Here is a 13,891-nt window from a genome sequence, read left to right on the forward strand (position 1 = left end):
AAATTGAAAAAGTTAGCTATATGGCTGAAAAGAAAAATAAAAAAGATAGTACTCCCAATTCCTTTAGAAAATATACAATTTGGTTTTGGGGGTTGATTTTTGGAGGGTTAATATGTATCTCTTCTCTGTTTTTATTGGCTTCGATGGAAGTCTTTGGTGAATTGCCAACGTTTGAAGAGTTAGAAAATCCTGAAAATAATTTTGCAACCGAAATTATTTCAATTGATGGTAAAACCCTTGGGAAATATTATAATGAAAACAGAACACCGGTAAAATATAAAGATTTACCTAAAAATCTTGTGGATGCATTAGTTTCTACAGAGGATGAAAGGTTTTATGAGCACTCTGGGATTGATTTTAAAGGAACTTTAAGAGCTGTAGTGAAACTTGGAAAAGGTGGAGGTGCAAGTACTATTACCCAACAGTTAGCAAAACTTTTGTTTACTGAAGGTTCGGGTACTAGAAATAAGTTTAAAAGAATTATTCAAAAAATAAATGAATGGGTGATTGCCGTTCGATTGGAAGAGCAGTATACCAAAGAAGAAATTATTACCATGTATTTAAACAAGTTTGATTTCTTGTACAACGCAATTGGTATTCGTTCTGCTTCTAGAATTTATTTTGGAAAAGAACCTATAGATTTAAAACCTGAAGAGTCTGCGGTTTTGGTTGCGATGTTGAAAAATCCAAGACAATACAATCCGAATAGAGAAATTTCTAAAAAGAAATCTTTGGCAAGAAGAAATCAAGTATTGTTTCAATTGCAAAGAAATAATAAAATCTCTGAGAAAGAAAAAGATTCATTGCAACAATTACCAATGGATATTGATTTTTCGCCAGAAGGTCATAGTGATGGTTACGCAACTTATTTTAGAGAATATTTACGTGATTACATGAAAAAATGGATCAAAGAAAATCCAAAATCCGATGGAACTTACCATAATATTTACCGAGACGGGTTGAAAATTTATGTGACTCTAGATTCAAGAATGCAACGCTATGCAGAGGAGGCAGTTCAAGAACATGTTTCTAATTTGCAAAGAGTATTTTTCAAAGAGCAAAAACGCAACCCAACAGCCCCTTTTTATGACCTAGAAAAAGAGGAGATTGAGGCGACTATGCTTCGCGCAATGAAAAATACAGATAGATATCGTTTGTTGAAAAAGGCTGGTAAGTCAGATAAAGAAATAAAGAAAGCGTTTGCAACGAAAAGAAAAATGAAAGTTTTTTCTTGGAAAGGAACTATTGATACTGTTTTTACACCGTACGATTCAATTAAATATTACAAACATTTTTTACATAGTGGTCTGTTGTCTATTGAGCCTCAAACAGGGCATATTAAAGCTTGGGTAGGAGGAATCAATAATAAATATTTTCAATACGATCATGTAGAGCAAGGAAAGCGACAGGTAGGGTCTACATTTAAGCCTTTTGTATATGCATCAGCTATTGATCAATTACAGTTATCTCCTTGTGAAAAATATCCAAATACGATGTACACAATCCCTAAGGAAGCTTATGGTATGGATGAGGATTGGACACCAAAAAATTCAGGAGATAGTTATGGTGGTGAGTTGACATTAAAACAAGCTTTAGCGAAATCCATTAATGTGATTACAGCAAGATTGATTCATATGGTTGGACCAAAAACGGTGGTAAGATTAGCCAAACGAGCGGGGATTCATTCTGATATTCCGGCTTATCCTTCTATCGCTTTGGGGACTATTGATGCAAGTTTGTATGATATGGTTGGAGCGTATTCAATGTTTGCAAACAAAGGATTGCGTGTGAATCAAATGATGTTACTGAGAATAGAGGATAGAAATGGTACAGTTTTGCAGGAGTTTACTCCGAAAACAGAACAGGTTTTGAGTGAGGAGTCTGCTTATGTAGTAGTAGATTTGTTGAAAGGAGTTACAGAAGCAGGTTCAGGAGTAAGGTTAAGAGGTAAGTGGGGGAAATATCCAGATAGTATTTCTACAGGATACCCGTATCAGTTTGAAAACCCTATTATGGGTAAAACAGGAACAACACAAAATCAATCAGATGGTTGGTTTATGGGAGTTGTACCGAATCTTGCCACTGGAGTGTGGACTGGAGCCGATGATAGGGCGACCCATTTTGAGGGGATTGTGCAAGGTCAGGGAGCCACGATGTCTTTACCTACTTGGGCATTGTATATGAGAAAATGTTATGCAGATCCAACTTTAAATATCAGCAAGGAAGAGTTTGAAAAACCAGAGCATATAGGGATTCAGTTGGATTGTGAGGCACCCCCTCTTATTGATGAAGAAGGAGTTGAAATTCCAGTTGAAACTGTTGAGGAAGAAACGGAATTTTAAAATATTTATAAGAAGTATTAAAAAAAGTGTAAAGAAGAATCTTTACGCTTTTTTTGTATTTTTAAATCACTTCAAAAAATCAAAAATGAAAGAGTGGACGCCTTCAGAGAAAGTTTTTAAGAATAGTAATATTTATAAGACTATGGAAGAGCTTTCCATGAAAACTTATGCGGAGTTTTATAATTGGTCTGTGACTCATAAAGAATCTTTTTGGAAAGAGACTGTAGCGCGTTTAGGAATTGTACTTAATCAAAACTATAGTGCTATTGTGGATACCTCTCAAGGAGTTGAGAATGCACAGTGGCTATATGGAGCTAAACTCAATATTGTAGATAGTTGTTTTCAGAATGATGATGATGCGGTGGTTTTAATTCTAAATGATGCATTTGGAGGAATTCAAAAAATTTTTCAGGAAGAATTGCTTCAAAAGGTGAATTCAGCTGCAAATGGCTTTTATGAAATTGGTTTGAAAAAAGGAGATACCGTAGCAGTTTTTATGGTGATGAATTTTGAGGCGGTGGTGCTTTATTTAGGGGCAATCAAAGCAGGATTAAAAGTGGCAACGATAGCGGATAGTTTTTCTGTGGAGGAAATTTCTGTTCGTTTAAAAATAACCAAACCTAAACTGTTATTTACACAAGATGGTTTTAAAAGAGGTGAACGAACCCATTTGCTGTATGACAAATGCAAAAATTTGGTTAGGTGTGTTGTAGTAAATTGTTTAGGAGAACCAGTAAGATTAAATAGCCAAGATATTGAGTATGCAGATTTTTTAAGTTCTGAAAAAGAATTTATTTCTGTGAAAGTAAAACCAGATACCATTTCAACAATTCTGTTTTCTTCAGGTACAACTGGTGAGCCTAAGGCAATTCCATGGGATCATACGACACCTATAAAATCTGCTAGTGATGGTTTTTATCATCATAATATTCAAAAAAACGATGTGGTATGTTGGCCTACTAATTTAGGATGGATGATGGGACCCTGGTTGGTATTTGCAGCATTGATAAATAAAGGAGCAATAGCTTTGTACTCTGGTAGTCCTTTAGAAAAGAATTTTGGAGCGTTTGTACAAGATGCTAAAGTGAGCATGTTAGGTTTGGTGCCGAGCATTGTCAAATCATGGAAATTGCATAACTCTATGGAACCGTATGATTGGAAATCCATACAATGTTTTAGTTCTACGGGAGAAGTTTCTAATCCGGAAGAAATGGAATATTTGATGGACTTAGCGGGAGGGAAACCTATAATAGAGTATTGTGGAGGTACGGAAATTGGAGGAGGTTATATCGCGAGTAGCATCGTTCAAAACAATATACCAAGTCAGTTTTCTAGTCAAGCTTTAGGAGGGGAGTTTGTTTTGTTGGATGAGGAGGGGATGGAAAGTGAAGAAGGAGAAGTTTTTCTTGTGCCTCCAATATTAGGGTTGTCTACCCAATTGCTAAATAGAAATCATCATGAGGTTTATTTTAAAGACGTGCCAAAATATCAAGGTAAAACACTAAGAAGGCATGGAGATTCCCTGCGTAAACTTCAAAATGGTTATTACAAAGCCAATGGACGTACAGATGATGCTCTGAATTTAGGGGGTATAAAGGTGAGTTCCGTTCAGATTGAATCTGTTTTAAATACCTTAAGCTTTATTAAAGAGTGTGCAGCTGTGGCTGTTTCTCCCAAAAATGGTGGACCTAGTGCCTTGGTTGTATATTTTGTAGCTCAAGATACTATTGAGAGAAAAGAAGCGTTAAAAAAAGTACAAAACTGTATCAAAATAAAATTAAATCCTTTGTTCAAAGTGATAGATTTAGTGAAAATTGATAACTTGCCGCGCACTGCTTCAAAAAAGGTAAAGCGAAAAGAATTAAGAAATACATATCAGAATTTAGACAACTAACATGAAGGTAATATCATACAATGTAAACGGAATTAGAGCAGCTCTTAAAAAAGGGTTTATGGATTGGTTGACAGCAGCAAATCCTGATGTTTTATGTTTGCAAGAAATTAAGGCACAGGAAGATCAATTGGATTTAAGTGTTTTTGAAGAGGCTGGTTACAAATATAATTATTGGTATTCCGCTCAAAAGAAAGGTTACAGTGGAGTTGCTATTTTATGTAAAGAAAAACCGAACAACGTTGTTTTTGGAACTGGGATTGAATCCATGGATTTTGAAGGGAGAAATTTACGAGTAGATTTTGATACAGTTTCTATCATGAGTTTGTATTTGCCTTCTGGAACTAATTCAGCTAGACTTGAATTTAAATTTAAGTTTATGGATGAATTTCAAGAGTATGTTACAGAGCTTAGAAAAGAAGTTCCGAATTTGATTATTTGTGGGGATTATAATATTTGTCATGAAGAAATAGATATCCATAACCCAAAAATGAAAGGCGTTTCTGGTTTTTTACCTGAAGAGAGAGCCTGGTTAGATACTTTTATCAATACTGGTTTTATAGATAGTTTTAGATTCTTTAATAAAGAACCAGATCATTATAGTTGGTGGAGTTATAGAGCAAATGCTAGAAATAATAATAAAGGTTGGAGAATTGATTATCATTTGGTGACAGAAACTCTTAAAGATAGATTAGAAAGAGCTTATATTTTGCCAGAAGCAAAACATTCTGACCATTGTCCAATTGTTGTAGAATTAAAAAAATAAATAAAATGTTTAAAAAAATCACCCTAAGTATTTTAACTGCTGCGTTGGCAGTATCTTGTGTTTCTAAAAAGGTTTTTGTTGATTTAGAAGATAAATACAATCAGTTAAAAGATGAAAAAAAGGAGTTGTTAGTTCAGAATGATGAATTACAGTTGAACAAAAACAAAAACAACGATTACATTAAAAAATTAGAGGCAAAACAAACAGATTTATTGCAAAAAAATAAAGCTTCTCAGAGAGAAGCGGATGCTTTAAGGAACTCTTATATTGAGTTGAAAAAAACGTATGATATGTTGGCTTCAAAAAGTTCTACAGCTTTGGAGCAAAATGCAGTTGAAAACAGAAAGTTGCTGTCTCAGTTAGATGAAAAAGAAACGAAATTAATGGAGGAAGGAGCTCGTTTGAGAAAATTAGAAGGTGAACTTTCTGCTCGTTCTAGTAGAATTGATGAGTTGGAGAAATTGATTGCTGAAAAGGAAGCTGCGATGCAAGACTTGAAGAATACAGTTGCCAATGCTTTAAAAGGATTTGAAGGGAAAGGATTGACAATTGTAAATAAAAATGGGAAAGTATATGTTTCTATGGAGAACAAATTATTGTTCAGTTCAGGAAGTTGGGCCGTTGGAGAAAACGGAAAACAAGCCGTTAGAAAATTAGCAAAAGTATTGTCAGACAATCCAGATATTAGTGTTTTAATTGAAGGGCACACAGATAACGATCCTTTCAACGGACCTGTTATCAAAGATAACTGGGATTTATCTGTAAAAAGAGCAACTGCCATCGTTAGGATTCTTGAGGATGCCAACGTAAGCGAAAAGCAGATTACTGCAGCCGGTAGAGGAGAATTTGTTCCTGTTGCGAGTAATAACTCAAAAGAAGGAAAAGCAAAAAACAGAAGAATTGAAATTATTTTATCTCCTAACCTAGATGAAATTGCCAAATTACTTACTGAGTAGTTTATATTAAATACCAAACATGAAACCTATTAGAGTAATTACAGCTTTCCTTGCGATTGCTTGTATCAATTTGTCTTATGGACAAGAAAAAGAAGTAGACTCGGTTACAGTTGTTCAAGATTCTATACAGGTTGAAGTTACTGCAGTACAAGATACTATTGTCAAGGAATTAGTAGTCAATCACCCAGTTGTGATTGATAGCTTGTGGTTAGAACTAATGTACAGTTCACCATTATATGAAGCTTTGCCTGTTACCTTTGATGGGGAAATTTCTAAAGTTTCCATAAATGATGTAGAGCTAACTACCGAGTTGTTAAAGGAACGCTTAGAGCACTTAAATGAGCAAACGCCATTTAATTTAGAGTACAATCCAGAGTTGGAACGTTTGATTAAATATTATTTGAAAACTCGTTCTAAGTACTATCCAAAAATGATGGCAAGAGCCTTGTATTATTTTCCAATGTTTGAGTCGTATTTGGATAAATATGATATTCCACTGGAAATAAAATACCTAGCTGTAGTAGAGTCTGGTTTGAATCCAAGAGCCAAATCATGGGTGGGAGCTACAGGAATGTGGCAGTTTATGTATCAAACGGGAAAGCAGTTTGATTTAAATATAAGCTCCTATGTAGACGAAAGACAGGATCCTGTAAAATCAGCTGAAGCAGCATGTAAATATCTTGAGGTGTTGTATAAAACTTTTAATGATTGGGATTTGGCGCTTGCTGCATATAATTCTGGTCCTGGAAATGTTTCTAAAGCAATTAGAAGATCAGGAGGACATCGAAATTATTGGAATATCAGACCTTTTTTACCTCGTGAAACAGCAGGGTATTTGCCTGCCTTTTATGCGAATATGTATATTTTTGAATATGCCAAAGAGCATAAAATAGCACCAACAACACCTATGGTACATCATTTTGCAACGGATACCATACGGGTAAAAGCAACCTTGACATTTGATCAGTTGAACGAAACTTTAAACGTTAGCAATGAAATGTTACAGTTTCTAAATCCTGAGTATAAGTTGGATATCGTTCCTTATGTAAAAGGCAAAAATTATGCGATAAGATTGCCAATACAAAAGGCGGGAGATTTTGTTGCAATGGAAAAAGAAATTTATGCACTCGCAACCAAAGAAGCTGCAGAAAGAGAAAAACCATTGCCACAGTATTTTGAGATGAATCAAAGGATCAGGTATACTGTTAAAAGTGGTGATTATTTAGGGAAAATTGCAAATAAGTATGGAGTGCGTGTTTCAGATATAAAAAAATGGAACGGCATGCGTACAACAAATTTAAAAGTGGGACAAAGATTGACTATTTATCCCAAAAAATTAAATTTTACGGTTTCTAAAGCTGCATCAACATCATCAAAAAAAATTGAAAAAAAGGTTCCGGCAAATGGGAAAAGAATGGAATATATTGTGCAAAAAGGAGATTCTTTATGGAGTATTTCTAAAAAGTATGAGAAAATTACCGTTCAGCAGATTAAAGAATGGAATGGAATTTGGGATGGGAATAGTATCAGTCCCGGAAAAAAAATTATTCTCTATAAAATCTAATGAATACCAATATATGTAAACTATGAAAAATATATTTTTAGCATTAAGTCTAGTAACAGTATTGATTGCTTGCGAATCGAAAAAAGAAGAAAAAAGAGTTTTTTTAGATTCCAATGGTAGAATGAATCATGTTTTAATTGTTATGGATAATAGCAAGTGGAACGGTGACGTAGGGATTAAATTAAAAGAAATTATAATGACCCCTGTGTTAGGGATGCCTCAGCAAGAAAATCAGTTTGATGTGTCTCATGTTGCGGAGTCCTCTTTTGGAAAGATGTTTAAAGCAAGTAGAAATGTGTTAATTGTTGATATAGATTCTATAAGTGATTTTCAAACGATGCAAAATGTTTATGCGAAACCGCAGCAAATAGTAAAAATAACAGCACCAACGGATACGGCATTGATAGAAATGTTGGAATTGTATCAGGAACAAATGATAACGTCCTTTAAGAATTTTGATATTGAGAATGTGCAAAAAACTCATAGGAATAAATCGTATGGAAAAACATCCTTTAAAACATTGAACGATTTGGGCTTAGAAATGACAATTCCAAAATTTTTCAAAAAAGTAGATGATACAGGGGAGTTTTTGTGGTTACGTCAACATTTATCAGGTGGTATAGCAAAAGGAGACGGGACTTCTAATATATTAGTATATAGCGTTCCTATGCCTGCTTCTAAAAAAGGACTAGTTCAGAGGATATCTAATATGAGGGATACCATAGGGAAAAAGTATATTCCTGGAAGAAAAGAAAATATGTTTATGGTTACAGAAAAACTATACACACCAAGAGTATTTCAAACAAAGATGGGAGAATTTCCTTGTTATGCAACCTATGGGAAATGGGAGGTTTTAAATGATTTTATGGCAGGTCCATTTTTAAATTATGCCATCGAAGATACTACGAATAATAGGTGGATTGTTGTAGAAGGATTCGTTTATGCACCTTCTGTAAATAAAAGAGATTATATGTTTGAGTTAGAGGCGGTTTTGAAATCGATTGACATCAAATAGCTTTAATTCAGTTTAAGCAAACTTTTTAATTCCTTTTGTTCAAGTAGATAAATGATTGAAAGGAAAATTAATAGAAAACAACTATTGACAAAATAATTTCCCTTGAAGTAATTAAAGGAGAGGGTGGAAAGGGCAATGGTTGTTGTTAGGTATATAGAAATTCTAGTAATATCATAAGGTACAGGGTAGTGCTTTTGTCCGATTATATAAGAGATAAAAAGCATGCTACCATAAGCGGTAACCGTTGCCCAAGCGGCTCCCATAAAGCCGATTTTTGGAATTAATAGATATAACATTGAAATGGTTATTGCTGCTCCAAAAACAGAAATATACATTCCATAACGAGTTTTATCAGTCAGTTTATACCAAATAGATAGGTTGTTGTAAATTCCTAAAAATAAGTTCGCAATTAGGATCAGTGGCACTATAGAAATTGCTTGGTAATATTCTTTTTTGCCTAAGAAAATTGTCGCTATAAAATCAACATAAGAAACAATTATTAATACAAACAAGGCACCTATGATCACAAACCATTTTAATATAATAGCATAAGTTTTAGGAGCGTTTTCTTTATTTGCTTGATTGAAAAAAAAGGGTTCTGCACCTAGTCTAAATGCCATGATGAATAAAGACATAATTACGCCAATTTTGTAAGCACCTGCATAGGCACCCATAACCTCTTTTCCTAACCAGTCTTCTAGGATCAATTTGTCTAGGTTTTCGTTTGTGGTATAGGCTAATCCAGCAATCAAAATAGGCCAAGAATAGCTCAGCATTTTTGCTAAAATATTTTTGTCAAAAGAAAATTTGAATTTAAATATTAACGGCAGTACACAAATAAAAGTTACACTACTTGCAATTAAATTTGCGATAAAGATATAGCCCTCCTTAAAATTTGGGTCAAAAGAATTTTCTAAAAATAAGATGTTGTTTGATCCCTTTTTAGGTAGATACCACAAAAATAAAAGATTGAAAATTGTATAAACACCAATATTTAAGAGTCTGAATAAGGTGTATTTTTTCGATAATCCGCTAACTCTTAAGTAGGCAAATGGAATTACAATAAGGGTGTCTAAAATGGAAATCCAAACTAATAATGAAAAATAGATGGGGTTAGAAAAACCTAAGGCATTTGAAATACTATCTTTAAATAATAATAATGCAATTAGCGCCATAATGCTAGTGCATAAAATAGAACAAAAAGCGGTAGAAATTACTTTGCCTTTTTCTTTTTCTGAGTTAAAAAAGCGAAAAAATGCCGTTTCCATACCATAGGTCAATATGATGTTAAAGTAGGCTGCCCAAACATAAAAACTTGTGTTTACACTATATTCACTTGGTGTTAGTGAACTAGTATGTAGTCTTACAAGTAATACGTTGATGGCTTTGGGTAAAACTGCGGCAATACCATAGATGATAGTGTCTTTAAAAAAACGCTTAAAAGTACTCAATTGTATCAGTTTGAATTCGGGTCAAATATAGTGATATTTAATGCAGAGTTTAGGGTAAGGAATCCTAATAATGCTATGATTTGTTGCATTAAAATTCTTACTTTTGGTCTTTGCATTAATTGAATTAATATATGAGTGAGTCTTTAAAAGTAGCAGTATTTGGTGGTGGAAGTTGGGCCACTGCAATTGTAAAAATGCTAAGTGAGAATCTTTCAACGGTGGGCTGGTACATGCGTTCTGAGTCTTCTATTGAATATATTAAAGAAAACAAGCACAATCCTAATTATTTATCTTCGGCAGAGTTTAATGTAAGTCAGCTGTTTTTGTCTGATGATATCAATGAAATGGCGGGTTATGCAGATGTGTTGATTTTTGCGATTCCTTCAGCGTTTTTAATGTCTGAACTTTCTAAGGTAACCGTTGATTTGACTGATAAAATAATATTTTCAGCGATTAAGGGAATTGTTCCTGAAACCGGTTTAATTGTAGGAGAACATTTACATATTCAACATCAAATTCCTTTTGAAAATATAGGAGTAATTACTGGACCTTGTCATGCTGAAGAAGTTGCCATGGAACGACTTTCTTATTTGACAATTGCCTGCCAAGATGAAGAGAAAGCAAGTGTTTTAAGCGAGGTGATTTCTGGGGATTACATTAAATGTAAAATCTCTGATGATATTATTGGAACAGAATATGCTGCAATGTTAAAAAATATTTACGCAATTGCGGCGGGTATTGCCCATGGTTTGGGATATGGAGATAACTTTCAAGCGGTTCTAATGTCTAATGCTATTAGAGAAATGAAAGGCTATATTAAAAAAGTTCATAAAATGAAGCGTAACATTAATAACTCAGCCTATCTAGGAGATTTATTGGTTACAGGATATTCTACCTTTAGTAGAAATAGAATGTTTGGGAATATGCTTGGTAAGGGATACACTGTAAAAGCTGCAATGATGGAAATGAGTATGGTTGCAGAAGGGTATTATGCTGTAAAAAGTGCCTTTGAGTTAAATGAAACTTATAAAGCAAGTACTCCTATCATTGATGCTGTGTATAATGTAGTATATCTTAAAAGAAGTCCGAAAAGACAGTTTAAACTTTTAACGGATTTCTTAGACTAATTAAAACTGTAAACAAGAAGGGTTTGGTGATTTAACATCATAGATATAAGTTAATTCTCCACTAGCTTTGTCAATTAAAAAAATGGCAATATTGCTAGATTTTTTGTTTGCAACCAGTAAAAAATTTCCTTTTGGTCCTAGTGTGAAGTTTCTTGGCCAGTCTCCATGACAGCTAATAGATTGTATTTTTCTTAAAGAGCCATCCTTTTTATTTCTTTCAAAAACTACAATTGTGTTTTCCCCACGATTGGATCCATACAAGAATTTTTCATCGTTAGAAAGGTGAATGTCCGCACAAGAATTTTTTCCTTTATAATTTTCTCCTAAGGTAGAAGTATCATTGATTTTTTTATAGTCAGTTCCGTTGTTTTTTAAGGTACTGATAGTCGCTCCATATTCATTAATTACATAAATAAAATCGGCATTCTTTGTCATAGCAAAATGTCTTGGTCCGCTTTTATCTGCCATTGTGATGGTTTGTTTAGGAGTATAAATAGAATCGGAAAAAGAATAGCGTTCTAGGGTGTTGATTCCTAAATCGGCGATAAATAGATCGTTTTTGTAAAATTGCGCAGAATGGGTGTGTGCTTTTATGCTATCGTTGTTAAGATTGACTACTTGTTGAATAGTATCGATTCTACCATCATTTAAGATAGAAAATAAACTAAAGGTCCCTCCCGTATAATTTGAAACTACTAATTTATCCCCTTTGGAGTTTAAACTTAGATGACAAGGGTTTGCGCCATAAGAACTTATTTCAGCATTTTTTTCAAGCATTCCATCACCCAAAACTTTAAAAGACGCTATGGCTCCACTATTGGAATTAAGGTAGTTTTTTGACTCACTAACAGAATAGACTGTTTTTTTATCTGAACTAATGGCTAAATAAGATGGACTTGTTGCTTTTGTAACGAGTTTACCATTTTTTAAGGCTCCGGTTTCACTATTGAATTCAAAAGTATAAATACCTTCACCTTTTGCATCTCCATTTGTGTACCCACCCACATATAGTGTTGTTGTGTTTTGAGCAAACGTTAAAAGTGAAGAGCAAACAAAAAGTGTACTTAAAAATAATTTTGTAGCGATAAGTCTCATTCTTTAGTTTAAAATGGGTTATAAAAAATAAAGATAGGTAATCTCATTAAGATTGCCTAAGAAACCTGTAAACATTGAGTTAAAATAAACCAATGGTGATTTTATTTAACAACTACCCCCTCTTTTTTTAACAAAGGAATCATTCTAAGTGTACCCTCTTTAACGGTTCCTTTTTTAAAAGTGAATGTTTTATCATACATTTTTGATCCTTCGAAAAAAGTTACATCAAAAATATTGTTTAGACGCAGCACTGCAGGATTTATATATTCTACTTTTGCGTAGGATTTTGCAGGTAATTTGTCTATTTTTTTTCTAAGAACTGAGGTTTTTAGTTTGGTAGTTTCTTCATCACCTTTAGAAACTATCAAAAACATTTCTAGATCTACTTCTTTATTGTTTATGATATAGGCATTCCAATCATCGCATTTAAAATCCTCATTGTACTCTTTTACAATGGCCATAAATACATCTTTCACTTCAGGAATAATGATGTCTTTTTTCATTAAAGAACAGATTTAAATTGTTCTAAGAAACGTACGTCGTTTTCGTAAAACATTCTGATATCCGGAATTTGGTATAATAACATAGCAATTCTTTCAATTCCCATTCCAAAAGCATAACCACTATATTTTGTTGGGTCAATGTTGGCGTTTTTCAAAACATTAGGGTCTACCATTCCGCATCCCATAATTTCTAACCAACCAGTTCCTTTGGTAATTTTATAATCAGTTTCAGTTTCTAATCCCCAATAAATATCCACTTCAGCACTAGGCTCAGTAAAAGGAAAGTATGAAGGTCTCAGTCTTATTTTTGATTTACCAAACATTTCTTTAGTGAAATATAACAACGTTTGTTTTAAATCGGCAAAAGAGACATCTGTATCAATATATAGTCCTTCAATTTGATGGAAAATACAATGAGCTCTTGCAGAGATGTCCTCGTTTCTAAAAACCCTACCCGGAGATAAAGTTCTAATAGGAGGAGTGTTGTTTTCCATATACCTAGTTTGTACTGATGAGGTATGTGTTCTTAACAATAAATCTGGATCTTTTTCAATAAAAAAAGTATCCTGCATATCTCTTGCAGGGTGATATTCTGGCAAGTTTAATGCCGTAAAGTTGTGCCAATCATCTTCAATTTCAGGACCTTCAGAAACAGTAAAACCAATTCTGTCAAATACTTCAACAATTTGATTTCTAACAATAGATATTGGGTGTCTAGCACCTAAATTAATCGGTTCAGATGGACGTGTTAAGTCGCCATAAAAACTTTTTGATTCCATTGTGTTCTCAAATGAGTTCTTAAGTTCGTTTACTTTATCCGTAGCAGCTCCTCTCAATTGATTTAAAGCTTGACCAATATCTTTTTTAAGATGATTTTCAACATCTTTAAAGTCGTTAAAAAGATCTTTTAAAACTCCTTTACTTCCAAGGTATTGGATTCTGAATTGTTCTACCTCTTCTTTGGTAGAAGCATTAAATGCTTTTACATCACCAATCAGCTCTTTTACTTTATCTAACATTGTATCTGAAATTAGGCTGCAAATTTAAAAAAAGAAAAAGACCTGTACTATTTTTTTGTGTGAATAGTAAAGTTGTTATTGGAATAGAAAATTTTAGTTTCTTGGTTAAAATTAGGATATTTCTCTAAAACGTTTTTCTTGAAACTAAAATTTTGTGTTATG

The 13,891-nt window shown here is 33.5% G+C and carries 11 protein-coding genes; 7 read left to right on the forward strand and 4 right to left on the reverse strand.

What is annotated here, in order from left to right; genetic code table 11:
* The first annotated feature begins 20 nt into the window (after positions 1-20).
* The 6 genes from AC2DGP_RS11920 (at position 21) to AC2DGP_RS11945 (ending at position 8,534) form a co-directional block, all read left to right on the forward strand.
* Complete coding sequence (locus AC2DGP_RS11920; RefSeq protein ID WP_484490285.1) at positions 21-2,342, forward strand: transglycosylase domain-containing protein; 2,322 nt, start codon at positions 21-23, stop codon at positions 2,340-2,342.
* An 85-nt stretch (positions 2,343-2,427) separates the two neighbouring features.
* On the forward strand, positions 2,428-4,236 hold the full coding sequence (locus tag AC2DGP_RS11925) for an AMP-binding protein (RefSeq protein WP_484490286.1): 1,809 nt from the start codon (positions 2,428-2,430) through the stop codon (positions 4,234-4,236).
* Position 4,237: 1 nt separating this feature from the next.
* Positions 4,238-4,999 carry an exodeoxyribonuclease III gene (locus AC2DGP_RS11930; RefSeq protein ID WP_484490287.1) on the forward strand — a complete coding sequence of 254 codons (762 nt, stop codon included), beginning with the start codon at positions 4,238-4,240 and terminating at the stop codon, positions 4,997-4,999.
* Positions 5,000-5,004: 5 nt separating this feature from the next.
* Positions 5,005-5,955, forward strand: coding sequence for an OmpA family protein (locus tag AC2DGP_RS11935; RefSeq protein WP_484490288.1), 951 nt, complete (start codon positions 5,005-5,007; stop codon positions 5,953-5,955).
* A 19-nt stretch (positions 5,956-5,974) separates the two neighbouring features.
* A complete protein-coding gene (locus tag AC2DGP_RS11940; RefSeq protein WP_484490289.1) occupies positions 5,975-7,519 on the forward strand; it encodes a lytic transglycosylase domain-containing protein in 1,545 nt (514 codons plus the stop codon).
* A 22-nt stretch (positions 7,520-7,541) separates the two neighbouring features.
* Positions 7,542-8,534, forward strand: a complete 993-nt coding sequence (locus tag AC2DGP_RS11945) for a DUF4837 family protein (RefSeq protein ID WP_484490290.1) — start codon at positions 7,542-7,544, stop codon at positions 8,532-8,534.
* Positions 8,535-8,536: 2 nt separating this feature from the next.
* Here AC2DGP_RS11945 and AC2DGP_RS11950 read toward each other — a convergent pair whose 3' ends face one another.
* Positions 8,537-9,985, reverse strand: a complete 1,449-nt coding sequence (locus tag AC2DGP_RS11950) for an MATE family efflux transporter (protein WP_484490291.1) — start codon at positions 9,983-9,985, stop codon at positions 8,537-8,539.
* A 131-nt stretch (positions 9,986-10,116) separates the two neighbouring features.
* Between AC2DGP_RS11950 and AC2DGP_RS11955 the strand changes: the two genes are divergently transcribed.
* Positions 10,117-11,112: an NAD(P)H-dependent glycerol-3-phosphate dehydrogenase gene (locus AC2DGP_RS11955; protein ID WP_484490292.1), complete on the forward strand. Its 996-nt coding sequence runs from the start codon at positions 10,117-10,119 to the stop codon at positions 11,110-11,112.
* Here the strand turns inward: AC2DGP_RS11955 and AC2DGP_RS11960 are convergent, their stop codons facing one another.
* The 3 genes from AC2DGP_RS11960 to pheS form a co-directional block, all read right to left on the reverse strand.
* Complete coding sequence (locus tag AC2DGP_RS11960; protein ID WP_484490293.1) at positions 11,113-12,207, reverse strand: lactonase family protein; 1,095 nt, start codon at positions 12,205-12,207, stop codon at positions 11,113-11,115.
* A 101-nt stretch (positions 12,208-12,308) separates the two neighbouring features.
* Positions 12,309-12,710, reverse strand: coding sequence for a hypothetical protein (locus AC2DGP_RS11965; protein WP_484490294.1), 402 nt, complete (start codon positions 12,708-12,710; stop codon positions 12,309-12,311).
* On the reverse strand, positions 12,710-13,729 hold the full coding sequence (pheS, locus tag AC2DGP_RS11970) for a phenylalanine--tRNA ligase subunit alpha (RefSeq protein WP_484490295.1): 1,020 nt from the start codon (positions 13,727-13,729) through the stop codon (positions 12,710-12,712). The genes AC2DGP_RS11965 and pheS overlap by 1 nt, the downstream gene beginning before the upstream one ends.
* Between the last annotated feature and the right edge of the window lie 162 nt (positions 13,730-13,891).

It is taken from the genome of Flavicella sp. IMCC45537, from assembly GCF_057197705.1.